This window comes from Pseudomonas sp. IT-P395 (genome assembly GCF_949767675.1).
Lineage (GTDB): Bacteria > Pseudomonadota > Gammaproteobacteria > Pseudomonadales > Pseudomonadaceae > Aquipseudomonas.
Genome location: NZ_CATKPW010000004.1, coordinates 126,212 through 150,893 on the forward strand (window position 1 = coordinate 126,212; position 24,682 = coordinate 150,893).

21 protein-coding genes and 1 pseudogene are annotated in these 24,682 nt (G+C 61.4%); all 22 read left to right on the top strand.

Translation table 11 applies throughout. The features are described 5' to 3' along the window. Nucleotides 1–163 precede the first annotated feature (163 nt). Nucleotides 164–5,995, top strand: a complete 5,832-nt coding sequence (gene mnxG, locus ACM6IN_RS03980) for a manganese-oxidizing multicopper oxidase MnxG (protein WP_414915442.1) — start codon at nt 164–166, stop codon at nt 5,993–5,995. 640 nt (nt 5,996–6,635) lie between these two features. After that, nucleotides 6,636–8,558 carry a YncE family protein gene (locus tag ACM6IN_RS03985; RefSeq protein ID WP_414915443.1) on the top strand — a complete coding sequence of 641 codons (1,923 nt, stop codon included), beginning with the start codon at nt 6,636–6,638 and terminating at the stop codon, nt 8,556–8,558. 14 nt (nt 8,559–8,572) lie between these two features. Beyond that, the gene (locus ACM6IN_RS03990; protein ID WP_414915444.1) at nt 8,573–9,223 is read left to right on the top strand and encodes an SCO family protein; all 651 of its coding nucleotides are present in this window, start codon (nt 8,573–8,575) and stop codon (nt 9,221–9,223) included. Then, a complete protein-coding gene (locus tag ACM6IN_RS03995) occupies nt 9,220–9,840 on the top strand; it encodes an SCO family protein (RefSeq protein WP_007919362.1) in 621 nt (206 codons plus the stop codon). Before ACM6IN_RS03990 ends, ACM6IN_RS03995 begins: the two co-directional genes overlap by 4 nt. A gap of 9 nt (nt 9,841–9,849) precedes the next feature. Then, nucleotides 9,850–11,400, top strand: coding sequence for an ABC transporter substrate-binding protein (locus ACM6IN_RS04000; protein WP_414915445.1), 1,551 nt, complete (start codon nt 9,850–9,852; stop codon nt 11,398–11,400). A 15-nt stretch (nt 11,401–11,415) separates the two neighbouring features. After that, complete coding sequence (locus tag ACM6IN_RS04005) at nt 11,416–12,177, top strand: SurA N-terminal domain-containing protein (RefSeq protein WP_007919377.1); 762 nt, start codon at nt 11,416–11,418, stop codon at nt 12,175–12,177. A gap of 219 nt (nt 12,178–12,396) precedes the next feature. Beyond that, nucleotides 12,397–12,927 carry a response regulator gene (locus tag ACM6IN_RS04010; RefSeq protein WP_007919379.1) on the top strand — a complete coding sequence of 177 codons (531 nt, stop codon included), beginning with the start codon at nt 12,397–12,399 and terminating at the stop codon, nt 12,925–12,927. 81 nt (nt 12,928–13,008) lie between these two features. Further along, nucleotides 13,009–14,715: a GspE/PulE family protein gene (locus tag ACM6IN_RS04015; RefSeq protein ID WP_414915446.1), complete on the top strand. Its 1,707-nt coding sequence runs from the start codon at nt 13,009–13,011 to the stop codon at nt 14,713–14,715. Then, entirely contained in the window at nt 14,696–15,499 is an 804-nt protein-coding gene (locus ACM6IN_RS04020) for a hypothetical protein (RefSeq protein ID WP_414915447.1), read from the top strand. The genes ACM6IN_RS04015 and ACM6IN_RS04020 overlap by 20 nt, the downstream gene beginning before the upstream one ends. A gap of 1 nt (nt 15,500) precedes the next feature. Continuing rightward, nucleotides 15,501–16,046 (top strand): PilN domain-containing protein, encoded by a 546-nt coding sequence (locus tag ACM6IN_RS04025; RefSeq protein ID WP_095120166.1) that lies wholly within the window; start codon nt 15,501–15,503, stop codon nt 16,044–16,046. After that, nucleotides 16,033–16,581: a GspMb/PilO family protein gene (locus ACM6IN_RS04030; protein WP_414915448.1), complete on the top strand. Its 549-nt coding sequence runs from the start codon at nt 16,033–16,035 to the stop codon at nt 16,579–16,581. Before ACM6IN_RS04025 ends, ACM6IN_RS04030 begins: the two co-directional genes overlap by 14 nt. Continuing rightward, nucleotides 16,581–17,093 carry a hypothetical protein gene (locus ACM6IN_RS04035; protein ID WP_414915449.1) on the top strand — a complete coding sequence of 171 codons (513 nt, stop codon included), beginning with the start codon at nt 16,581–16,583 and terminating at the stop codon, nt 17,091–17,093. The genes ACM6IN_RS04030 and ACM6IN_RS04035 overlap by 1 nt, the downstream gene beginning before the upstream one ends. After that, nucleotides 17,090–18,937 (top strand): secretin N-terminal domain-containing protein, encoded by a 1,848-nt coding sequence (locus ACM6IN_RS04040; protein ID WP_414915450.1) that lies wholly within the window; start codon nt 17,090–17,092, stop codon nt 18,935–18,937. Before ACM6IN_RS04035 ends, ACM6IN_RS04040 begins: the two co-directional genes overlap by 4 nt. A 2-nt stretch (nt 18,938–18,939) precedes the next feature. Further along, nucleotides 18,940–19,413 carry a type II secretion system protein gene (locus tag ACM6IN_RS04045; protein ID WP_007919393.1) on the top strand — a complete coding sequence of 158 codons (474 nt, stop codon included), beginning with the start codon at nt 18,940–18,942 and terminating at the stop codon, nt 19,411–19,413. Between the two features lie 5 nt (nt 19,414–19,418). Continuing rightward, the gene (locus ACM6IN_RS04050; RefSeq protein ID WP_007919395.1) at nt 19,419–19,793 is read left to right on the top strand and encodes a type II secretion system protein; all 375 of its coding nucleotides are present in this window, start codon (nt 19,419–19,421) and stop codon (nt 19,791–19,793) included. Continuing rightward, nucleotides 19,768–20,307, top strand: coding sequence for a type II secretion system protein (locus tag ACM6IN_RS04055; RefSeq protein WP_038364888.1), 540 nt, complete (start codon nt 19,768–19,770; stop codon nt 20,305–20,307). Before ACM6IN_RS04050 ends, ACM6IN_RS04055 begins: the two co-directional genes overlap by 26 nt. Then, nucleotides 20,304–20,696: a curli production assembly/transport protein CsgE gene (gene csgE / locus ACM6IN_RS04060; protein ID WP_414915451.1), complete on the top strand. Its 393-nt coding sequence runs from the start codon at nt 20,304–20,306 to the stop codon at nt 20,694–20,696. Before ACM6IN_RS04055 ends, csgE begins: the two co-directional genes overlap by 4 nt. Beyond that, nucleotides 20,693–21,124, top strand: coding sequence for a curli assembly protein CsgF (locus ACM6IN_RS04065; RefSeq protein WP_007919401.1), 432 nt, complete (start codon nt 20,693–20,695; stop codon nt 21,122–21,124). The genes csgE and ACM6IN_RS04065 overlap by 4 nt, the downstream gene beginning before the upstream one ends. Nucleotides 21,125–21,153: 29 nt before the next feature. Continuing rightward, nucleotides 21,154–22,014 carry a CsgG/HfaB family protein gene (locus ACM6IN_RS04070; RefSeq protein WP_095111635.1) on the top strand — a complete coding sequence of 287 codons (861 nt, stop codon included), beginning with the start codon at nt 21,154–21,156 and terminating at the stop codon, nt 22,012–22,014. A gap of 1,282 nt (nt 22,015–23,296) precedes the next feature. Next, nucleotides 23,297–23,668, top strand: a complete 372-nt coding sequence (locus ACM6IN_RS04075; protein ID WP_150707381.1) for a DUF6124 family protein — start codon at nt 23,297–23,299, stop codon at nt 23,666–23,668. 230 nt (nt 23,669–23,898) lie between these two features. Continuing rightward, nucleotides 23,899–23,997, top strand: a pseudogene (locus ACM6IN_RS04080) (hypothetical protein); the annotation flags it as partial. Nucleotides 23,998–24,091: 94 nt separating this feature from the next. Then, nucleotides 24,092–24,616: a hypothetical protein gene (locus tag ACM6IN_RS04085; RefSeq protein WP_238539559.1), complete on the top strand. Its 525-nt coding sequence runs from the start codon at nt 24,092–24,094 to the stop codon at nt 24,614–24,616. Nucleotides 24,617–24,682: the final 66 nt, after the last annotated feature.

A 24,682-nucleotide genomic window follows, 5' to 3' on the forward strand; every position in this document is an offset into this window, starting at 1 on the left:
ATACACCCGAAAAGTGGGGAAAAGGGGTGGGGAATATTCCCCGGATTCTCAAGTGGTCGCGGTAACTGATTGAACACTAATGCAATTTTTTGTGGCACGCGGATTGCTCCGAGGCATTTGTCGAGAAGTGTTCCCACGAGCACCCACTACGAGGTTCCTGATCATGGCTGGCTTTCCTCATGCTCCGTCCCTGATTAACTGGCTGCTGATTCTGGCCTCGATGCTCAGCGTCGAGCTGGCCGGCGCGGCCGTACGTTGCGAGCGCAACCTGGTGGCTAACGTCGTCGCCTTCGATCAACCGCTGATGTTCAACCGCCTCGGCGCGCAGAACATCAACGGCATGATGTTCGCCCTGCGCCGCGATGTCGTTGATGAACATGAGCAGTCGCTGGCTTACGGCGGCGCCGCAGTGCCGGGCAAAGTCTCGCTGCGTCCGGACAAGCGTCCACGGCCATTGGTGTTGCGCGTGGCCGCCGGCGATTGCCTGACGATCAATTTGCAGAACCTGCTCGACTATCAGGCCAACCCGAACAAGCACTTTGAAAACGAGGGCGAAGAAGAGGGCGTGGAAAACGCCAACGGCGCTGAAGACTTCAAAGTCGACGAGCAGGTCGCCGACCGTCACGTCGGCTTTCAAGTCAACGGCCTGCAAGCGGTAAACAGCATCGATGACATTTCTTCTTTCACCGGGCGCAACGCCAACACTCTGGTGCCACCCGGCGCGAGCCGCTCCTACACCTTGTTCGCCGAACGTGAAGGCGCGTTTGCCGTGAGCAGCCGTGGCGCAACGTTTGGCGGCGAGGGCGCGGCCGGCAACGTTGCCAACGGACTGTTCGGCCAGGTCGTCGTCCTGCCCAAGGGCGGTCGCACCTATCGCAATACCCTCACCGAAGAAGAAATGCGCCTGGCCACCACGGGTCGCGCACCCACCGGCCAACCCATCGTTGACTACCAGGCGCGCTATCCACAGCGTGAACCGTGGTTGCGCGAAGGCAAGGCCGGTACGCCGATCATCGGCATGGTCGACGGCAATGAAATCATTTCCAGCGAAAGCGACGCGATTGTCATGGGCAGTAACGCCGACGGCAGCTTCCCGTCCAGCACCTACCCGTTGGAGTCGGTGGGAAAACGCAACCCGGCAATTCCCAACCGCCTCGAAGCGTTCCGCGATTTCGCTTCGCAATTTCAGGATGAAACCGCCGCCACCCAAGCGTTCCCAGCGTACTGGGCCGACCCGGTGATGGCCCATGTGCTGGAGCCGACCCGCGACTCGTTCATGATCAACTACGGCTCCGGCGGCATGGGCGCCGAAGTGGTCGCCAACCGTTTGGGCGTGGGGCCGATGCACGACTGCCTGTCGTGTGCCTATGAAGAATTCTTCCTCAGCTCGCACACCGTCGGCGATGTGGCGATGCTGGTGGATGTGCCGGCCAACACCGGGCTTGAGAACATCGCCCCGGGCCAGACACCGCGCGCCGATCAGATCGGTGTGAAAGCGACCATGGCCCTTTATCCGTCGGAACCGTCGAACGTCAACCACAGCTACATCGGTGACTTCGTCAAATTCCGCAATACCCACAATGGCCACGAGCAGCACATCTTCCACTTGCACGGCCATCAGTGGCTGTTCAACCCTAACGACGACAACTCCGACTACGTCGACGCGCAAGGCATTGGCCCGGGCGCCGGTTACACCTATGAAATCGCCAACGGTGGTTCGGGCAACCGCAACCGCGTGGCCGGCGATGCGATCTATCACTGCCATTTCTATCCGCACTTTGCCCAAGGCATGTGGGCCATGTGGCGGGTGCACGATGTCTTCGAAGAGGGCACTCGACTTGATGTTTCGCAACAGGGCGCCGACGGCTATCACAGCGAACCGTTTGCCTTGCGCAGCGGCAAACCGGCGGCGGGTGCACGGGCCTTGCCCGATGGTGAAATCGTCGCCGGTACGCCGATTCCGGCCATCGTGCCGCTGCCCGGCAAAGCCATGGCACCGATGCCGGGCAAAGTCGTGGTGGTGCCGAAAATCGGCGAAACCCTGGTCGCCGGCAATAATGACGACGATGAAGAAGAGGGCGATGACGACGGCGAGCACCATGGCGGCAACGCCGGCGGTCAAGCCATCGGCTCGCTGGCGCTGGTCGATCGCAGCGAAGCCAACCGCAACGCCGACGGCAGCCTGAAAAACCCTGGCTATCCGTTCTGGATCGGTGGCATGGAAAGTTCGGTAGGCCAACGTCCACCAACGCCGCCGCTGGACATGCTCGACGCCGCCACCGCGCAATCGCTCAAGGCCAGCGGCAAAGCGCTGTGGGCCAACCTCGACCCGGCGCAGTCCGGCGGCTGGGATGGCGGCTTGCAACGGCACGCACTGGATGGCGTTGCGGCGGGTGGCGAAGCGCACACCGTGACCACCTCGCTGGATTTCTCCAAGGAAGTCACTCGCGCCAAACCGATTTACCTGCCGGAAGAAGGCACCGAAGTCGAACAAGCCGCGATGGCTTTCCACGCGAAAAAAGATCACCCAAGCTACGCCTTGCTGCCCGGCAATCAAGTGGTGGCCAAGGCGTTCCGCACCAACGGTGCCTTGCCGATGGCGGGTGCGCCGTACTACGAACCGTGCATGGATGACCGGCAAAAACGCCTGACCGCCAGCGCCGGTAGTGGTGAATTCGCCAGCGGTGAACGCATCGACGGCATGTCCTTCGTCGGCGCCTCGAGCTTCACCGCCGACCGCCCACGGATCTACAAAGCCGCCAACATCCAGTTCGACGCGGTGTACAACAAGGTCGGTTATCACTTTCCGCAGGCGCGCATTCTGGCGTTGTGGGAAGACGCCTGGCCGGTGATCACCAAGCAGCGTCCGCCTGAGCCGCTGGTGATGCGCATGAACACTTTCGATTGCGTGCAATACCAGCAAACCAACCTGGTGCCGGCCACCTATGAGATGGACGACTATCAGGTGCGCACGCCGACCGATGTGATCGGCCAGCACATCCACTTGCCGAAATGGGATTTGACCTCGGCGGACGGCTCGTCCAACGGCTGGAACTACGAGGACGGCGTGCTCTCGCCCGGCGCCGTGCAGGAGCGCATTCATGCGATTCGCGAGTTCAACCAGTGCGCCGGCACCGATCCGCGTGACGGCACTCAGGCTTGCCCGAAAGCCAAGAACCATCCGTTCTTCGGTCAGTACGGCCGCGCCGATTGGCTCGGTGCGCGCACGGCGATGCAGCGCTGGTTCGTCGATCCGGTGGTCAACGCCAAAGGCGTCGATCGCGGCCTCGGCACCATCTTCACCCACGACCACTTAGGCCCATCGACGCACCAGCAGATTGGTCTGTACGCGACTGTGCTGGCGGAACCGGCCGGTTCCACCTGGTTCCACGCCGAAACCGGCGAGCCTCTGTACAGCGGCGCGCGCCAGGACGGCGGCCCGACGTCGTGGCAAGCGGTGATCAACACCGGCGACCTCGACGGCGATGGCAAGAACGACAGCTTCCGCGAGTTCTTCCTCGAATACAGCGACTTCCAGCACGCCTATGAAGCCGGCGTCTACGTCGGTGCCGGCCCTAACGGTGTGCCGAATGCGCAAGCGTTCCCGGCCACCGCCGACAGCTTCCGCTACGCAATCAACCCGCCAGTGCGCAACAACGCCAGCAACTTGCTTGAAGGGGTGCTGGAAGTGCAGGGCGGTCAGGTACCGGGCTGCCCGAGCCGGCCATGTCCGCAGGCGATTTCGGTGGATGATCCGGGCATGTTCGTCGTCAACTATCGCAACGAACCGCTGGCTCTGCGCGTGTACGACCCGAACAAGGTCGGTCCGGACGGCAAGCGCGGCATGCAGGCCGACGGCCTCGGTGGCGATCTGTCGTTCGCCATGCAAAGCCGTACCGACCGGGCGATCCCGGCGATGAACCTGGCGCCGAATCTGCTCACCTCGGCGACCGGCCCTACCGGCGGCACCACGCTGTTCCCGCCGCACATCAACAAGGGCGGCGCCGAACCGGGCGATCCGTTCACGCCGATGCTGCGCACTTACACTGGCGACAACGTGCGGCTGCGGGTGCATGCCGGCGGCCATGAAGAAGAGCACAACGTCACCCTGCACGGTGTGAAATGGCTGCAGAGCGGTTCCGGTTTCGGCAACAGCTCCAACTCCGGCTGGCGCGCGTCGCAAATGATCGGCATCTCCGAGCAGATGGGCTTCATTGCGCCGGTGTCGATGCTGTCCAGTTCGGCGGCGACCACGGGCGACTATCTGTACTCGATGGACGCTTCGATCGAAGGCTACTGGAGCGGTATCTGGGGCGTGATGCGCAACTACACCGCCAAACGCGCCGACCTGTTCGCCATCCCGAACAACCCGAGCCCGGCGGGCATGCGCAACACCGTGGCGTTCGAGGGCAGTTGCCCGCGCTATGGCGCCAACCCTAACGGCATTGGCACCCGGCCCACTGTGCAGCGCAACTATGAAGTGGTCGCGGCGCTGGCCAACGACATCCTCGGCAATACGCTGGGCCTGACCATCGGTGATCCCGAAGGGCTTGGTCAACATGTCGGCGGGCCGCTGAATCCGGCGGGCGGCACCCTGGTGCTGAACTCGCGCACGGTGAGCATTCCACAAGTCACCGTGACCGATCCGGAGGATGGCGAAACCATCACCATTGGCGGGCAGAGCGGGCCGCTGCATGATCCGACCGCGATCCTCTATGTGCGTAAATCCGATCTCGATCCGGTCAGTGGCAAGCTGAAACCCGGCATTCCGGTCGAGCCGCTGGTGCTGCGTGCAGCGGCGGGGGACTGCATCAACATCACCCTGGAAAACCGTCTGCCGAGCGTGATGCCTGACCTGACGCAAACCGCGGTGATGCAAGGCATGGTCAAGCGTGATCGCAACAGCGGTCTGGGCTCGACCACCTTCAGCAACAACCTGATGCGGCCGTCCAGCCACGTCGGCCTGCACGCGCAATTGCTGGCGTATGACATCACTAAGTCCGACGGTGCCAACGTCGGCGCCAACCCGATCCAGACCGTGCCACCGCGTGTCGGCAGCAGCGGCGCGTACCCGACCCGTACCTATCAGTACTACGCCGGGCATCTGGAGCGTGAAGGTAAACCGGTGACGCAACTGGGCCGCAGCGTTGACAACATCAACGCCACGGCGGTGGAGTTCGGCGGCTTGAATTTCACCCCGGCGGACGTGATCAAGCAACCACAAAAAGGCCTTGGCGGAGCGATGAGCATTCTGCCGATCGGCGCGACCTGGGTTGACGATGCACGCAAGGTCAACGCCACGGTGACGGCGCCAGGGCAAACCAGCTACCGCGACTTCGCGATGGTCTGGCACAAGGCGTTGAACACCCGTTGGGCCAATGGCCGGCCGGTGGAAGGGATTGCCGCCGAAGGCTTCGGCGTGCCGACCGATCCGCAGGACAACTCGAGCATGGCGATCAACTACAAGACCGAACCGCTGTGGTATCGCTTCGGCCTCGCTCCGGATGCACCGTTCGGGCATGCCGACGGCGCGGGTTACGGCGACATGACCAATGCGCACATGGCTTACAGCAATGCGCTGGTCGGCGGTGATCCGCAGACGCCGGTGCTGTATGCCAAACCGGGGCAGCCGTTGCGCACGCATATTTTGATGCCGAGCGGTGGCAGTCGCGGCACCACGTTCCAGCTCGACGGGCATGTCTGGTCGGTGAATCCGTTCCAGGCCGAGAAGAGCGATGTCGGTGGTTATCCGATGGGCTCGCCGGGCGTGGGCTCGGTGCGCTTCGGCTACAACCCGATGTCGATGTACATCGGCGCCCACGAAAGCATCCTGCCGGCCGCGCACTTCAGCTTCATGATCCCCAGCGCCGGCGGTAGCAATGCGATCCCGGGGGACTACCTGTTCCGCGACTACGGCGCCTACGGCAACACCTCCGGGTTATGGGGATTGCTGCGGGTGACCAACGAACCGGAACCGGCGCCGCAGGGGCAGTAGAAGCAGGTGCAACGACAACATGCCTGTGGATGCAAATCCTTGTGGGAGCTGGGGGGCCAGTGAGTTTGACGGGCTGGATAAAAAACCTGTGGGAGCTGGCTTGCCAGCGATGACGGCGGCGCAGGCGCAATTGATGTGACAGGAAGGACGCCATCGCTGGCAAGCCAGCTCCCACAAGGGGCCAGGTGTGGCAATGAGATTGCGGCATGAATGCAAAACCTGTGGGAGCTGGCTCTCCAGCGATGACGGCGGCACAGGCGCAATTGATGTGACAGGAAGGACGCCATCGCTGGCAAGCCAGCTCCCACAAGGGGCCAGGGGGGCCAGTGAGATTGACGGGATGGATACAAAACCTGTGGGAGCTGGCTTGCCAGCGATGACGGCGGCACAGGCGCCATTGATGTGACGGAAAGGACGCCATCGCTGGCAAGCCAGCTCCCACAGGGTCTGCGGTGGGCAGTGAGGTTGGCGGGATGAATGCAAATCCCATGTAGGCCTTCGCCTGCTCGCGATCGGGACAACTCGGTTTCGGATGGTGAGGCGGATGACGCCATCGCGAGCAGGCTCACTCCTACAGAGGGGTGAGGGTAGGCAGTGAGGGCGGCAGTGGTTGGAAGTGAATGTTACAGGGGAGGGTGGTATGAACAGGATCATCAACATCATCGGTATTTGCACCCTGGCCATGGCCGGGTCGTTGCTGACGCTGAGTGAAATTGCGCTGGCGCAGACCGGGGCCGGTCAGACGCTGAACCGTGACGGCGTGGCGGTGGATTTCGACCTCAAGCCGCTGGCCGCCGACGGCAAGCTGCGCGAAGGCGAATTCGCCGATGTGCAGTTCCGCGTCACCGACAGCGCTTCCGGCCAGCCGTTGTCCGGGGTGGCGCCGGGCGCCTGGGTCGATCCGCAAACCCTCGCCGCCGATCAAGCCCAGGGCCGCGACAAGAGCTGCAAAGCCCGGGTCGGGGTGTTCCTCAAATCCAACATCGGCGCGCGGCCGTTGCTCGACCTCAACAGCTATTTCCTGCTGGTGATGAACCGCGACGCCAGCATCGCCGTGGTCGATCCGTCGGTGTCAGTGGGCGGCATCACCAGCACCCTCGCGCGGATCGAACTCAAGCAACCACCGATGGATTGGGTCACGCCCAAAGACAACAAACGCGTGTTCGTCTCGATGCCAACGGCGGGCGAAGTGGCCGTCATCGACAGCGAGCAATTCAAAGTCCTCGACTCGATCGCCGCCGGCAGCCAACCGGTGCGCGTGGCACTGCAACCGGATGAACGCCTGCTCTGGGTCGGCAACAACGCCAGCAAAGCCGAAGACTCCGGCGTGACGGTGATCGACAGCCAAAGCCTCAAACCTCTCAAACACTTGCAGACCGGGCGCGGCCACCACGAAATCAGCTTCAGCAAGGACAGCCGTTTTGCCTTCGTCAGCAACCGCGACGACGGCACCGTCAGCGTTATCGACATCGCCAGCCTGAACATCGTCCAGCAGATCAAGACCGGCTCGCATCCGCTGTCAGTCGCCTATTCGGCGCTGTCCGGCGCGGTCTACGTGGCCGATGGTAAAGACGGCACCGTCACCGTGATCGACGCCAGCAGCCACGCCATCCGCCGGGTGATCAAACTGCAACAAGGCCTCGGCCCGATGGGCTTCAGCGCCGACGGCCGCTTCGGTCTTGTGCTCAACACCTTGGAAAACCGCGCCACGGTTATCGACGCCTCCACCAACAGCGCGATCCACAATCTCGACGTCAGCGCCGAACCTTACCAAGTGGTGTTCACCCAGGCCTACGCTTACATTCGCGGACTCGCGTCACCGAAAGTCACCATGATCAACCTGTCCTCCCTCGGCGAAGGTCGCCAGCCGATCAGCCAGGGTTTCGAGGCCGGCCCGCAAGCGCCGCGCCTGGCCGGGGATTTGCCGCTGGCCTCAAGCCTGGCGGTGTCGCGTGATGACAACGCGGTGTTCGTGGTCAATCCGGTCGACAACACCACCTATTTCTACGCCGAAGGCATGAACGCGCCGATGTCCGGCTACCCCAACCGTGGCCAGATCGCCCGCGCCGCCATGGTCATCGACCGCAGCCTGCGCGAAGTCTCGCCGGGCCTCTACAGCGCGCGGGTGAAGCTGCCGGCAGCGGGGCGTTTCGACGTCGCGTTCCTGCTCAACCAACCGAACATCATTCACTGCTTTACCGCGCAGATTGACCCTGACGGCAAACCGCAAAAACACCTCGGCCAGCCGAAAGTCGAGTTCCTTCTCGACAAGACTGCCGTGGCACTCAACGACCCTTACGTCGTGCGTTTCCGCATCGTGCAAGGCAAAGACAAAAGCCAGCGCAGCGGCGTGAAAGACGTGCAACTGCGCTACTACCTCGCGCCCACTTCTCACCCGCGTGAAGTGGCGGCGCTGGAAGTCGCCGACGGCGTGTACGAGGCGCCAATCACCCTCGACCGCAGCGGCGCCTGGTACCTGCATGTGCGTGCGGCCTCGCTGGGCGCCGGTTTCGATGACAAGACTTTTGCCAGTGTTCGGGTCACCCCCGGCCAGGCCCGTTGAAGAGGAGTTTCGACATGAACCGATTTGCATCCAGTGGCCTGCTGACCCTGTGCCTGTTGAGCCTCGGCGTTCAACACGCCAATGCCCATTCGGCAGACGAACACGCCGGGCACAAAGCCCCGGCCAGCAACACCCAAGAGCATGCCCAAGTGAAATTCGCCAACGTGCCGCTGCTCGACCAGAACGGTAAAACCGTGCGCCTCGAACAAGACCTGGTGCAGGGCAAAATCGTCGTTATGAGCTTTATCTACACCAGTTGCACCACGGTGTGCCCGGTGGTTTCGTCGATCATGGGCAAGGTGCAGAAGCAGCTTGGCGCGCGGGTCGGCGAAGAAGTGCAGTTGGTCTCAATCAGCATCGACCCGCAGCGCGACGACCCGAAACGCCTGCAGGATTATGCCCGTACCTTCCAGCGCGGGCCGGGCTGGAGCTGGCTGACCGGCTCGCCACAGTCGATCAATGAAACCCTCAAGGGCCTCGGCAGTTTCAGCGGCGACCTGAAGAGTCATCAACCGCTGATCCTCGTCGGCGACGGCGACAGCCGCCACTGGATGCGCTACTACGGCTTCACTGATCCGGCGCTGCTGGCCAAGGAAGTGGAAAAACTCAGCGGCCTGCGCACCCACGCCAAACACACCGCCATCGCCATGGAGCAACAGCCATGAGACTGCTCGACTGGATCTCCCTGACCGTGTGCTTCTGGATTCTCGGTAACGTCGCGTTCGCTCACGAAGGCCATGTCTCTGAGCCGCCAGCCGCTGTGGCTGCCGCGCCGGCCAAAGGCACCCACGACGCGAAAACCTGGTTCACCGACACGCCGTTGCAGGATCAGAACGGCGAGACGTTGCGCTTCTACAGCGATGCGCTGCAAAACCGCATAGTCCTGCTCAACGTGATCTTCACCAGTTGCAACGATGCCTGCCCGCTGATCACGCAAAAGCTCAAAGAAGTCCGCGAGCTGCTGGGTGACAAGGCGCAGGACATCACCTTTATTTCCCTTACCAGTGACCCGCTGCGCGACACGCCAGCGGTGCTCAAGGCTTACACCTTGAAGCAGGGTTCCGATGACCCTCATTGGCTTTTTCTTACTGGCGACAAAGCGCAGATGGACCTGGTATTGAGCCGCATCGGCCAGATCGTGCCGACGCCCGAGCAGCATTCCACGCAGTTGATCGTCGGCGATGTCGCTAATAAACGCTGGAGCAAGATCCGTCCCGACGCCCCGGCCGCCGCCATTGCCCAGCGCTTGCAGTTGCTGACAATGCCCGTGGCTGGCCGCTGAGTTCGCGCCATGAGCCTGAGCCGCGTCCTCGCCCTGATCCTGTTCGCTGGCGTCAGCCTTGGCGCGGGCGCTGCGCCGCTGAGCCCGGAAGAGGCGGCGGGCAAGCGCCTGTACCGCCTGGGTCTGTCGGCCAGTGGCGAGGCGATCATGGCGCGGGTCGGTGCGGCAGATGTGTTGCTGCCGGCAACCAGCCTGCCGTGCGCCAATTGCCATGGCGCCGATGGCCTCGGTCGACCGGAAGGCGGGGTGCGTCCGCCGCCGCTGAACTGGGCGCGACTGACCAGCACGTATGGCCAGCAACAGGTCAATGGGCGCAGCTATCCGGCCTACACCGAGAGCAGTCTGGCGACCGTCATCGAGCAGGGCCGCGACCCCGGCCACAATCGCCTCGACCCGAGCATGCCGCGCTTTCTGTTGTCGATGAAGGATCAGCGCAACCTCACCGCCTATCTCAAACGCCTCGCCGATGAACGCGACCCCGGCCTCGATGCCGAGACTTTGCATCTGGGCACCTTGCTGCCCAGCCAAGGCCCTTTGGCCGAGGAGGGCGCGACAGTGGCAGCGGTGCTCAACGGCAGTGTCGCGCGGATCAACCAGGCCGGTGGCATACACGGCCGGCAGTTGCGCTTGACGGTGATCGACCCCGGCCCGGATCGCGCCAGTGCCGAACAAGCCCTGCGACAGTTGATCGAGCAGGAACAGGTGTTCGCCCTGATCGCGCCGCTGGCGCCGGCCCTCGACAGCGAACTGGCGAGTCGACTGGAGCAGTCTGGCGTACCGCTGATTGGCGCCTTGTCATTGCTCGGATCAATGCAGGCCAGTCCGCAGATTTTCGAACCGTTGCCCGGCCTGCGCGAGCAACTGATCGCCCTGGCCGACTACGCCACGGCGAGTTTGCGCGTGCTGCAAGGGCCGACGCTGATTGCCTATCCCGATGATCCTGCACAAACGCTGGCCGCGCAAAACCTCGGCCAGTATTTACAGGATCACGGCTGGCAAAAAGTCCAACTGCAAGCCTACGACCCGACGGCGGATGCGCTACCGCTGGGTTCGCGCTCGGTGTTTTATCTGGGTACTGGCGGCGGTTTCAGTCGTTTGGCGACGCGGCTGCAAAGCGCCGGGCAGGTGCCGTATCTGTTCGCCGCCTCCAGCCAGGTGGCCGGCGATCTGCTGCAAGTCCCCGACGGCTTTACTCGGCGGGTGTTTCTCGCCTATCCGTTCGTGCCCAGCGACTGGACCCAGACCGGGCGCATGGCCCTGACGCTGCTGCGCGAAGGCCAGGGCCTCGGCGCCCAGCATGCGGTGCTGCAAGTCGGCGCCTACGCCTCGATGTTGCTGCTCAGCGAAGGCATGAAACAGGCCGGCCGCGACGCCAGCCGCGAAAAACTGGTGACGGCGCTGGAAGGCCTGCACGACTTCGACACCGGCCTGACCCCGCGCCTGAGTTTCGGCCCCGGACGACGCCTGGGTCTGAGCGGCGCCCATGTGGTCACCGTGGACTTGCCGGATCAGCGCTTTTATCTGGTCGCACCCTATAAACCGATTGTTGCCAGCCCCTGAATGGAGGGCCCGATCATGAAGCTCACAACGCTGATAATGCTGCTGACCTGCTGGCTGCCACTGGCGTGGGCCAATAACGAGCCGGCCGTGGCGCGAGTCAACGGCGAGGAGATTTCCGGGTTTCGCTTTGAGCGCTTCTTCGCCGAATACCTGGAAGATCAGGGTCGCGCCGTGGCGAGCATTCGTAATCCCAAAGCCTATAAACAGCTGCGCCAGGCAGCACTGCAAGCGCTGATCGACAAAGAGCTGCTGTGGCAGGAAGCGCAAAAGCGCGGGGTGCAGATCGACGATCAAGTGGTGCTTCAGCAAGTCGAGCAGACCCGCAGTGCCATCGGCGGCACGGATAAATTCGTCCGGCGCTTGCAGGACGCCGGTTTCGACGAAGCGTCCTTCACCGAGTACACCCGCCGGGAAATGGCGGCGCAGCAGATGTTTGCCGAGCTGATCCGCGCCAATACCTTGCAACCCCGCCACCTGCTGATCCGCGTGCCCGCGCAAGCGGATGCAGCCACAGTGGCCGCAGCGCGTCTACGCTTGATGCAGATGCGCGCGCCGATTGCCGAGGCCGCGACGTTTGCCAGCCAACCGGTGCGCTCACCGTTCGGCTGGCATGTGATTTATTTGCCGAACCACCTGGAGGCCGCCGATGTCCCAGATTTGCAGGGGCTGGATACAGTCAGGGCAGAGCTCGCCCGACAGCAACAGACCCAGGCTCGTCGTCAGGTGCTCGCGCAATTACGGGTGCAGAACAGGATCGAACGAATTGACGACGACTGAAGGTTCCCCCCCAATAGTGGGGAATGGCTTCGATGCCCATTCAGGTGCTTCCCCGTTTCTGGGGAACGGGGTACCGGGACGAGCGGGCATTGTCATTAAATTCAAGGACATGAAGAGATAAAATTACCGGCGCTCAGCCTGGCATGAAGTGTGCGTTACCCCTGGTAAGGCGCACTCTCAGGGCGGGGTCATCGGACCTGCTGTTTCAAGGAGTCGACCTTGGTTAACAAAGTACTGGTTGTCGAAGACGAACAGCTGCTTGCACAGAACCTTCAGGATTATCTGTCGGCGCAGGGGCTGGACGTCCGGATTGCACATGACGGAGCGACGGGTATCGGTTTGGCCGAAACGTTTGCCCCCGACGTGCTGGTGTTCGATTACCGCTTGCCCGATATGGAAGGCTTTGAGGTGCTCGACGCGGTCCGCCAGAACAGGACGTGTAATTTTGTGCTGATAACAGGTCACCCCACCGCTGAGGTCTGTGAGCGGGCGCGGCAACTGCAAGTCAGCCACATCCTGTTCAAACCGTTTCCATTGGCGGAACTGGCCCGAGCTGTCTGCGACCTTCTGGGCATCAAGCGCGAAGCGAAACCCGGTGCGAGCCCTTCCGAGGGCTTCGTCGAACGACGCCAGAGCAGGACCGAGAGCTTCCCGTTGCAGTTGTACGATGGCAGTTGGGTGTTGGCGGATCGGCGACGGCAGTCGCAATCCATGGCGCCGGACGACGATCAAATGCTCACCGGGGAGTAATGGCGCGATCAGACGTTCCGGCACTTGCCGCCAAGGTTTGCCGCGCCGACAGGGCACTAAGCCCCGGTTGGAGAGCAAGCCATGGAACGTCTGTCCGTTGTCGTCGAACCTCTGCTGGCCGAAAGCGCGCCAGAACGCTTTTCCAGTGAACAGCTTGCCCAGGCCCGGGCGCGGGCCGCCACCTCCGGCGAACGCGTGCTTGAAGCCCTTGGCGTACTCTGTGAACTGGCGCCGATGCCGTTCATTCACACCCTCGGCGCCACCCTGCATTACCCGGTGCTCGACACCGACAGCCTGTTTGCCGCGACGCCGGTGTTCGACCGCGTCACCCTCGCACAATGCCTGAAACGTGAATTCATCCTGCTGCGCCACAACGACGAAGTCATCGGCGTGTTTGCCGACCCCTTCGACCCGGCGCGGCTGGCCTGGATCGATGACTGCCTGCACGGAGCGCCGCTGCATCTGGTGCACGCCGATGACCTCAAGGCCTATCTGGCCCGTCACGAAGAAAGCTTCCACGCCGTCGAATCGCTGAACGCCCAAGGCGACACGCACCATGAAATCGACACCCTGCAAAGCCTGTCGTTGACCAGCATCAGCGAAGATGCCAGCAGCGTGGTGAAACTGGTCAACTCGACCCTCTACGACGCGCTGAAAATGCACGCCAGCGACATTCACCTCGGCACTACCGGCCACGGTCTGGTGATCAAGTACCGCATCGACGGTGTGCTCAATAACATCAGCAAAGTCCAGGGCAACGAGTTCGCCGAGCAGGTGATCTCGCGGGTCAAGGTCATGGCTGAACTGGACATCGGCGAAAAACGCGTGCCGCAGGACGGTCGTTTCAAGATCGGCATCAGTGGCCGTCAGATTGACTTCCGTGTGTCGATCATGCCGAGCATTTTTGGCGAAGACGCGGTGCTGCGTGTCCTCGACAAACAGGATCTGGCTGACAAGGTCTGCGGCGTGCAATTGCAGGCGCTGGGCTTTGAAGACGAAACCCTGCGTCAGTTGCGCCGGCTCGCCGCCGAACCCTACGGGATGGTCCTTGTGACCGGCCCGACCGGCAGCGGCAAGACCACCACGCTGTACGCGATGATCACCGAGATCAACCACGGCGTGGACAAGATCATCACCATCGAAGACCCGGTCGAGTATCAATTGCCGGGGGTGCTGCAAATCCCGGTCAACGAGAAAAAAGGCCTGACCTTCGCCCGGGGTTTGCGCTCGATCCTGCGCCACGACCCGGACAAGATCATGGTCGGCGAAATCCGTGACCCGGACACCGCGCAGATCGCCGTGCAGTCGGCGCTCACCGGCCACCTGGTGTTCACCACCATCCACGCCAACAACGTTTTCGACGTGATCGGCCGCTTCACCCAAATGGAAATCGACCCGTACAGCCTGGTCTCGGCGCTCAACGCGATTCTTGCCCAGCGCCTGATCCGTCTGGTGTGCGCCAGTTGCAGCGCACCGGTCAATCCGAGTGATGAAGAGCTGCGCGCCTCGGGCCTCGATCCGCAGAAAGTCGATCACTACCACTTCGTTCACGGCAAGGGTTGCGGGCATTGCCGGGGCAGCGGCTATCGCGGGCGCACGGCGATTGCCGAGTTGCTGCACCTCGACGACGAGCTGCGCCAGATGATCGTCGAGCGCCAACCGATCAAACAAATCAAAGCCCTGGCCTGTGCCCGTGGTTTGCGCCTGCTGCGCGAATCGGCGCTGGAGCTGGTGGAACAAGGTCGCACCACGCTGGAGGAGATCAATCGTGTCACATTTATCTCGTGAGCGTTTTGTCGCCGTGCTCGGCGCCAGCGGTGTTGGCCTCGGTCAACGGCGCGGTAGCGACACCCTGTGGCTGGGCAGCGTCGGTTACATCGACGAAGGCTTCCAGAGCTATGCGGTGGCGCTGGACACCCTTGATCGCCTGCTCGGTGAACACGCCCGCGCCGGTGCCGAATTGAGCGTGGTCATCTCCGGCCATTTCAGCCGCTTCTGCCTGGTGCCGTGGAGCGCGCAAATCAGCAGTCCTGAAGAGCTGCGCGGCTTTGCCCAACTGTGTTTCGAAGACTTGTTTGGCGCGCCGACTCAGCCGTGGAGTCTGGTGTTATCCGCTGAGCCTGCCGGTTACGACCGCATCGCCAGCGCTTTGCCGCAAGACTTGCTCGAACGTCTGCGGGTGCTGGTCAGCGGTCGCGGTTTGCGCCTGCGCTCGGTGCAGCCGTACCTGATGGCGGCGTTCAATCGCTTCGACAAAAGCCTCGATGCCGGTGACTTCCTCTTTATCGTCGCCGAGCCGCAACGCAGTGTGTTTTTGCTGGCGAGGGAAGGGCGCTGGGCTGGCGTGCGTTCGGTGGGCGGCAGCGACAGCGACGCGGCGCTGAATGCCTTGATCGGTCGCGAACGGCAGCTGCAAGCCTCGACCAGCGAACGTGCCTTCAACGTTTATCTGCATGCCCCGGCGCGCCTCGATGCGCATCCGGACGTGGCGGGTGTGCAACTGCGCACCCTTGAAGACGACTCGATGAACGTGCGTGACGGCTTGTACGTCATGTCCCGGGCGGTGGCCTGACATGCGCGCCCTTAACCTCGATTTTCAGCCACGGCCACGTTCCGGCCCATTGGGTTGGAGTTTGCTCGGTGGCGGTGTGCTGCTGGCGCTGCTGTGCTTCGGCGTGCAACAGCACCTCGACGCGCACACCGAACAGCAACAAGGCCACCTGCAAACCACCCAGCGTCAGCTCACCGGAGACAGCGGCGCCAAGTCCACCCTGAGCCCGGCGGAAACCCGTGAGCAAGCGGCAAACCTCGCCGAAATGCGCAAGGTCTCGCAGCAACTGCGCCGGCCGTGGGAACGCCTGTTCGCCATGCTCGAAGCGATGCCGCGCGATGACGTCGCGCTGCTGACCCTGACCCCGGATGCCCGTAAAGGTCAGGTACGCATCAGCGCCGAAGCGCGAGATCTGCAAGCGATGCTCGATTTTCACAAACGTTTGGAAGCCAGCGACGAGCTGTCGGACGTGTCGCTGCTGAGCCACGAAATCGTCGTCAAATCGCCGGAACAACCGGTGCAATTCAACCTGTCGGCGACTTGGGAGATTGGCGATGCGAATCCCTAGACTGATCGTCCACGAATACCTGCAAGGTCTCGGTGTTCCGGGCCTCGCCGGGCTGGCGCTGCTGCTGATCGCCGTGGCTTGGGCACTCGGCGGTTTGTTGCCGGGCTGGCAATCGTTGCAGCACCTCAGCCAGCAGACTCAGGAAGCCACCGCGTACTTGGCTAAGGTTGAAGACGGCAGCATCGCGCCACCGGTGGTGCCACAGCGTCAGCTCGACGACTTCCGCAACAAACTGCCGGCGCAGCCGCAAGCCACCGTCGCCATCGATCGCATCTACGCCCTTGCAGCCCAGGAGCACATCACCCTGGCGCGCGGTGAATATGCCCTCGGCGTCGACCCGAAAACCCATCTGGCGCGCTATCAGATTCTCCTGCCAGTGCGCGGTAGCTACCCGCAACTGCGCCGCTTTCTGCATGCCTTGCTCGGCCAATTGCCGGCGGTGGTGGTGGAAGACCTCGAGTTGCAACGCAAAAAGATTGGCGACACCGACCTCAATGGCCGGATCCGTATGACCCTTTACCTGTCGAGGTCGTGATGAATACCAAACGCGTGACAGGGTGGCTGGCGTTCTTCGGCGTAGCGGCCGCGCTGGCGTGGTTGCCGGAGTACTTCTCGCCGAGCGAAGACGTCGATTCCAACGAAGTGGCTGTCGCCACGCCGGGGAAAACCCGTGGCGCGCTGCCGGCCAGCACCGCCAAGGCCAAAGACGCCCCGATCAAGGATTTGAGCCCGGCCGGCGACCTGTTTGCCGCCAAATCCTGGAAGGCCGCGCCGACTCTGGCCACGGTCACCGAAATGGCCATCAATCCAGCAACAGTGGTGCAAGCCCCGAGCCTGCCACCGGTGCCGTTTCAGTTCGTCGGCAGGCTGCATGACCGCAGCGACCTGCAAGTGTTTTTGCAGAACGGCGAAAAGATCTACGTCGTGCGCAATGGGGATGTGATCGACGACACCTGGAAGATCACCGGCATTTCCGATCTGGAACTGAGTCTGGTCTACCTGCCTTTGCATTTGTCGCAGACCCTGTCTGTGGGGAGTACGCAATGAACCGTTCCCGTTTGCTGATGAGCCTGGGCCTGTGTGCCGGGCTGGCCGCGTGCAGTTCTGCACAAGTGGCCAACAAGGAAGCCGCCGACCTGATTGAACAGGGTCAGTACGAAGCGGGGCTGGCCCGTGTCGAGGAAGGTCTGCGCGAAAACCCACGGGACACCGAGCTGCACTTGCTGCTCAACAGCGGTCGGGCCAAGGCCATCACGGCGTTGCTGACGACCGGCGACACCGACCGTTCGCGCCGCGATTTCGCCTCGGCGCGGGTGGCCTACAACCGCGCGCTGACCATCGAGCCGAACAACCGCCGCGCTCAGGATGCCCTGAAGCAGATGGACTACCTGCGCAGCATGGACGAGAAACTCGAACTGGCCCGTGGCGACCTGCGTCGCGGTGACATCTACGGCGCTGATCGGCAGGTCAAACAGATCCTCGAACTCGACCCCAACAACGAAGGCGCGCTGGCGCTGCAAGGAAACATTCGTCTGGTGCAGAGCCGCAACGTGATTGCTTATCCGCAACTGCGCACCAAGCTTGATCGGCCGGTGACTCTGGAGTTTCGCGACGCCAACCTGAAGACCATTTTCGAAGTGCTGTCGCAGGTCGCCGGACTGAACTTCATCTTCGACAAAGACCTGCGCCCGGACATGAAAGCGACGATCTTCGTGCGTGACGTGCGCATCGAAGACGCCGTGACCCTGCTGCTGCAACAGAACCAGTTGCACCAGAAAGTGGTGAACGAAAACACCTTGCTCATCTACCCGGACTCGCCACAGAAAGTGAAGGATTACCAGGAACTGGTGATGCGCACGTTCTACCTGACCAGCATCGACGCCAACACCGCGCTGAACATGGTCAAAACCATGCTCAAGACCCGCGACGTGTTCGTTGATGAGCGCCTCAACACGCTGACCATGCGCGACACCGAAGACGCTGTGCGCATGGCCGAGAAACTCCTGCAATCGCAAGACCAGTCCAACCCGGAAGTGGTGCTGGAGGTGGAAGTGATGGAAGTCGCCACCCAGCGCATTCTCGACCTAGGGCTGCAATGGCCGAACACCTTCGGCGTGGTCAACAGCGACGGTTCGGCGGTGACCCTGCTTGATCAACTGAAAGGCATCAACTCCAGCCGGATTTCGATCTCGCCGTCGCCGCAAGCCAAGATCAACGCCCAGGACAATGACATCAACACCCTCGCCAGCCCGGTGATTCGTGTGAGCAACCGTGAGCAGGCGCGGATCCACATCGGTCAGCGCGTGCCGATCATCAGCGCGACTTCTGTGCCGTCGACGCAAGGCCCGGTGATCACTGAGAGCGTCACTTATCTGGACGTCGGTCTGAAGCTCGAAGTGCAGCCGACCGTGCACCTGAACAACGAAGTGGCGATCAAGATTGCTCTCGAAGTGAGTAACGCCACGCCGCTGGAGCCGACCCGGCAGGGCACGATCCCGGTGCAGGTCGACACCCGTAACGCGCAAACCTCGCTGCGTTTGCATGACGGCGAAACGCAGATCCTCGCTGGCCTGATGCGCAACGACCACGGCGCCACCGGCAACAAGATTCCGGGCCTCGGCGATATCCCAGGGATTGGCCGGCTGTTCGGCAGCAACAAGGACACCGTCGGCAAATCGGAACTGGTGCTGTCGATCACCCCACGGATCGTGCGCAACCTGCCGTACCAGAGCCCGTCGGACATGGAGTTCTCCACCGGCACCGAAACCAGCATGCACATCCAGGCACCGGATCGTTCGCAGAGTTACGTGATGCCATCGCCTGCCGCGCAGCCGCGTGCAGTCGGTGAGTCGGCCGTGGCCACCACTCATGTCACCGTCGAGAAGCCTTGATCATGAACGCCTGCCAACGCGGTTTCAGCCTGATCGAAGTCGTGGTGACGCTGGCCCTGATCGGCCTGTTGGCGAGCATGGCCGCGCCGCTGACCGAGACTTTGGTGCGGCGTGGCAAGGAGCAGGAATTGCGCAACGCGCTGTACCAGATTCGCGATGGCATCGACGCCTACAAGCGTGCCTTCGATGCCGGCTATATCGAGAAGTCGCTGAACAGCAGCGGCTACCCGCCGAACCTGCAAGTACTGGTCGAAGGCGTGCGCGATGTGCGCAGCGCCAAGGGCGCCAAGTTCTACTTTTTACGCCGCATCCCACGCGATCCGCTGGTGCCGGCCAAACGTGATGACGAAGGGGGTTGGGGCGTGCGCGCCTACAACAGTTCGGCTCAGAACCCGCGCGATGGCGAGGACGTGTTCGACGTCTACTCCCACGCCCGGGGCAAGGGCCTCAACGGCATCGCCTACCGCGAGTGGTGAACCTCATGCGCCGGGAAAAAGGTTTTACCTTGCTGGAGCTGATGGTGGTGATGGCGATCATCGCCACGCTGATGACCATCGCGCTGCCGCGCTACTTCAACAGCCTCGAAGCGTCGAAGGAAACCACCCTGCGCCAGAGCCTGTCGGCGATGCGCGAGGCGCTGGATCACTTTTACGGCGACACCGGGCGGTATCCGGATTCCATCGAGCAACTGATCGAACAACGTTACCTGCGCAACGCGCCACTCGATCCGATCACCGAACGCAAAGACCAGTGGGTGCTGATCGCGCCACCGGACGGCGTCGCCGGCGGCGTGGCTGATATCAAAAGCGGTGCTACCGGGAGGGCGCGTGATGGCAGCCAGTATTCCGAGTGGTAACCGCGCGCAGCAGGGTGGCTTCACCTACCTGGGCGTGCTGTTCCTGATTGTGGTGATGGGCATGGGTCTGGCCAGTGCCGGCGAACTGTGGTCGACCGCTTCGCGCCGTGACCGTGAACGCCAGTTGCTCTGGGTCGGCACTCAGTACGCACAGGCGTTGCGCAGTTATTACCGCAGTTCGCCAGGGTTGGCGCAGTACCCGAAAGAACTGGCGGATCTGCTTGAAGATCAGCGTTTTCCCGAGGCCAAGCATCACCTGCGTCAGCTCTATCCAGACCCGATCGGTCAGGGTGAATGGGCACTGCAACGTGGTTTCGATGGACGCATCACCGGCCTCAACAGTCCTTCGACCGAGCTGCCTTTGAAGCAATCGGGCTTCCCGACGCAGTGGTCGGATTTCGACGGCATGCAGCGTTATTCGGACTGGCAGTTCGTCGCCGAAAAGGCCTTCCTCGACGGCACCAATGGCCCGGCCAAAGGCCAGTCGAATCTGCCACAGGCGTTGCAGCCATGACTCGTCAGTGGTGGTGCGCGCTGCTCCTCACCGCTGTGGCGTGCTGCGCCAGCGCCGGTGAAGAAGACGAAATGATGGGCTTTATCGTCGACGACACGATCTCGCACATCGGCCACGACTTTTACTACTCGTTCAGTGAACGCCTGCGCGACACCAGCCCGATGGATTTCAACCTGGTGGTGCGCGAGCGGCCCGACGCGCGCTGGGGCAGCCTGGTGACCGTGGAATATCAGCAACGCCTGGTTTATCGGCGCTTCCTGCCGCCGAACACCGTGGAACTGAAGGACGAGGCCTACGCGGCCGCCGACTGGGTTCGACGCCAGGTTGTCCAGCGCAAGCTGGAGGCTCTGTTGCAGGACACCACCGACCTTGAGAAGGACGAACTATGAACAGCACAACGTTCTCACGGCGCAGCGGATTGTGGATCTCGGGGTTGTTGATCGGGCTCGCCAGCGCTGCCGCTGTCCAGGCCACTGAACTGGTCTACACGCCGGTCAATCCGTCGTTCGGCGGCAATCCGCTGAACGGTACCTGGTTGCTCAACAACGCTCAGGCGCAAAACGATCACGACGATCCGGACATCCAGAGCCGCTCGGCAGTGGCCGGGACGTCGGCGCTGGAGCGCTTCACCAGTCAATTGCAATCGCGGCTGCTAGGGCAGTTGCTGGACAACATCTCCACCGGCAACACGGGGAGCCTGTCCACCGACTCTTTTATCGTCAACGTCATCGACGACTCCGGGGCACTGAGCATTGAAGTGACCGATCGAGCGACCGGTGAGGTTTCGGAAATTCAGGTGAACGGCCTCAACCCATGACGGGCTGACGGTTCCGGGGAGTGACGGACATGAAAAAGATCATCGCGTTAGGGCTGCTGTTGGCGACATTACAAGGGTGCAGTCTGCGTGAGCCGATGTCGGCCGAGCAGGACACCGAAACTCCGACCCTGACTCCAAGGGCCTCGACTTATTACGACTTGCTGAAGATGCCGCGCCCCAAGGGCCGGTTGATGGCGGTGGTGTACGGGTTCCGGGATCAGACCGGGCAGTACAAACCGACGCCGGCGAGTTCGTTTTCCACCAGCGTGACCCAGGGCGCGGCGTCGATGTTGATGGACGCGATGCAGGCCAGTGGTTGGTTTGTGGTGTTGGAGCGGGAAGGGCTGCAGAACCTGTTGACCGAGCGCAAGATTATTCGTGCGTCGCAGAAGAAGCCGAATACGCCGGTGAATATTCAGGGTGAGCTGCCACCGTTGCAGGCGGCGAACATGATGCTCGAGGGTGGGATCATCGCTTATGACACTAACGTGCGTAGCGGTGGGGAAGGGGCGCGGTATCTGGGGATTGATTTGCAGCGTGAGTATCGGGTGGATCAGGTGACTGTGAACTTGCGTGCGGTGGATGTGCGCAGTGGGCAGGTGTTGGCGAATGTGATGACCAGCAAGACGATTTATTCGGTGGCGCGCAGTGCGGGGATTTTCAAGTTTATCGAGTTCAAGAAGTTGCTTGAGGCTGAGGTTGGGTATACGACGAATGAGCCGGCGCAGCTTTGTGTGTTGTCGGCGATTGAGGCGGCGGTGGGGCATATGGTGGCGCAGGGGATTGAGCGGCGGTTGTGGCAGGTGGCGGGGGACGCTTCTGTGCCTGGGCAGGATGATGTGTTGAATCGGTATTTGAGCCAGAACAAGATTGATCCGGATGCCGAGTGAGGTTTTTGCTGTTGAGCTTGGCGGCCTGACAGCCGACCAGGCTCTCTCGGTCGAAACCGGTTCAAACCTGTAGGAGTGAGCCTGCTCGCGATAGCTGTCTATTGGGCATCGACGATATCGCGAATGCACTCAGACCTTGTGGGAGCTGGCTTGCCAGCGATGGCGGCCTTACAGCCGACCAATCTCTGGCAGATGTACCCAGTTCCAACTGTGGGAGCCAGCCTGCTGGCGATGATTTTCTGGCTGGCTGAGTACATATCCATTCCTGCGGTAACGGCTGCTTAGGGTTTCGCCCTGACGGCGACTCACTTTTTTTACAAACGCCTAAAAAAAGTAAGCAAAAAAACGCTTGCTCCTACGTACGGCCCGCTCGCTAAAGCTCGGGGTTCCTTCGCTCCGTGATCGATCCGGGCGCAGCGCCTACGGTTTGCTTCGCTGCACCTCCTCTCGCTGTGTTTGGCTGCGCCAAACGGTCGCTGCGCTCCCACGCCCGGATCAATCCCTCCACTCAGCCTTCCGACGTCGCCCGTGGATCAAGATCAAAAGCTGCAGCCGAGCTAACGCTCATCCTGTGTAGGAGCTGCCGAAGGCTGCGATCTTTTGATCTTGCTTTTGTAGGCGCTGAGCTTGCTCGCGAAGGCGGCCTGACAGCCGCCCAATCTTTTGCTGACAGCACGCGATTCAATTGTAGGAGTGAGCCTGCTCGCGATAGCTATCTCTCAGACACAGTAGCTATTGCGGATGTACCCAAATCCTTGTGGGAGCTGGCTTGCCAGCGATGGCGATCTATGAGCCGACCAATTCCCGCCGGTTGCACACATTCACTGTAGGAGCTGCCGAAGGCTGCGATCTTTTGACTCTGATTTTTTAAGATGAATATCAAGATCAAGATCAAGATCAAGATCGAAAGATCGCAGCCTTCGGCAGCTCCTACACATGCGTATTTCAATCCTGAATGTTTAAAGGATGTTTCGATTTTGCGGAACCTTCCCACAATGTTTTCAGGTTGTCCGTCGGACGTCCGCTCTCTAGCCTATGTTCGTCGCTGCCAATTCAGCGACCGGGCGTGGAAACCCGAGTAACTACAGAGCGCACAAGCGCCATTCATAACGTATCCTTGCGCACCTCACTGTGTGCACTTTGTTATGGCGGCTGTGCGTGGGAGACCTTGTGTCTGCCGGGTTGCCTCTGTCCCGGGTTTCCAACCTGCGTACAGCTGCCACCTATTCGCTTGGAAACCGAATGGGGGGCCAGCTATAACCGTCATACAGGGTAAATAACCATGAAAAAACCAACACCCAACCCCCCAGAATCAGACACCAACACCACATCCCCCTACGCCTCAGTCGACAGCAAAAAACTCCACGAAGCCGCCGACCGCGCCCTCGACTTCTACCTCAACCCCACCGCCCACATCATGTCCAGCGCCAACGAGCCGGAACCCATGTACCTCGCCAATCCCAGGTACAACACCGAATCCCTGCTGGCCAACGCCAGCGAAACTCTCGGTTCAGCCAGCGAAATGCTCATCAACTTCGCCGCCTCGCTGGAAACCTCACACCGCAAGACTGCACTGGGCATCGCACAAGTCGTCATGCTGGGCGAACTGGCGGTGAATCAAGCCCTCGATCACGTCGAGCTGAAGGATGGCTGATTGATCATTCCCACGCTCTGCGTGGGAATGCAGCCTTTGACGCTCTGCGTCAAATTCGCGAGTTGGAACGCGGAGCGTCCCGAGAGGCATTCCCACGCAGAGCGTGGGAACGATCAAGAACAGAGACAGGATTTTACCCTCGGTCCGGAGGCACCATGGATCCACTGTTTTCCACAACCGTTCAAGATTTCGAAAGCGAAGAACAGGCCGCCAGCTAGGACCGTTGGCTCCGTGCCAAAGTCCGGAAGTCGCTCGAAGATCCCCGCCCCAGCATTCCGAATGAGCAGGTAATGGCACAGATGAAGGGCGGAACGACGAATCAGGCATGAGGTTCAAGAGGCGTTGCGCGAAGAAGACTCGAGGCCTGTGGGTAGATCAATCCCACCCGGATAGAGGGAGTCGCCGGTACACTGCAAGAGTTAGATGTTCGTTGATTCACTAGCCACACTCGAAGGGAATACCGAGGCGAAAATGATAGGGAAATTTTTTACAAACGGGCGAGTCAGTCTGTGGCTGGCGGCAGTTCTATCTGTGAATGGGGTGTTGTTGGCTTCAATCGTAATTGACGGTCATTCAAATCGAAACGATATGAAAATGATCAAAACTAAAGAACCGTTGCTTATCGAAGGTCCAAATGGCGACGATAATTTCTATGTCCTGCCTCTGGGCACTACGCTCTACCACGATAAAAGCTTTCCTGAAGGTCACGATCGTTATGTGGTGTATCTGAATCATAAAGGCGCGATTGCTCACGAAGAAGTGCCCATGAAGCCTGAGTATGGTGGTTCTTTTATTGATCCACTCTGGCTGGCAAATGTGGATGCGGATACTTTGAAAGAAGTTTTCATGCGTTTTCCGCTTTCCAAAAAAGATACCGCTGCCGCCATTAAGGCCAATGAATTAACCAAGGATGATCTGGCCGACATTATTCGTTCAATGCCAGATTGATCGACTATGAGCTGCCGAAGGCTGCGATCTTCTGATCTCCAATAGCAAAATCAAAAGATCGCAGCC